The sequence below is a fragment of the Methylobacterium frigidaeris genome (assembly GCF_022179185.1).
Lineage (GTDB): Bacteria > Pseudomonadota > Alphaproteobacteria > Rhizobiales > Beijerinckiaceae > Methylobacterium > Methylobacterium frigidaeris.
This window is the reverse complement of sequence record NZ_BPQJ01000398.1, coordinates 1-228: the sequence shown is the minus strand read 5'-3', so window position 1 is coordinate 228 and position 228 is coordinate 1. Positions and strand designations below refer to the sequence as shown.

The window sequence follows — 228 nt, the reverse complement described above, 5'->3', positions numbered from 1 at the left end:
GATCCCGTACGCGGATAATCTCAAAGCCAGTAAATTCGCCGTACAGTCTTACGCTGCGCTGGTGTTGGCCCGTCAGCAAAAGGCTCCGCTGGGTGCGCTGCGTGAAATCTGGGGGCATCGTGCAGATGCCGCTTCTGGTTTACCGCTGCTGCAACTTGGCGTTGCGCTGAAAACCATGGGTGATGCGACGCGTGGTGAAGAAGCGATTGCGCTGGCGCTGAAAACGCC

1 protein-coding gene is annotated in these 228 nt (G+C 58.3%); it reads left to right on the top strand.

The window, feature by feature from the left end; genetic code table 11:
• Positions 1–228, top strand: a 228-nt coding sequence (locus MFF64_RS37480; RefSeq protein ID WP_238194150.1) for a hypothetical protein, incomplete at both ends; no start/stop codon positions are given.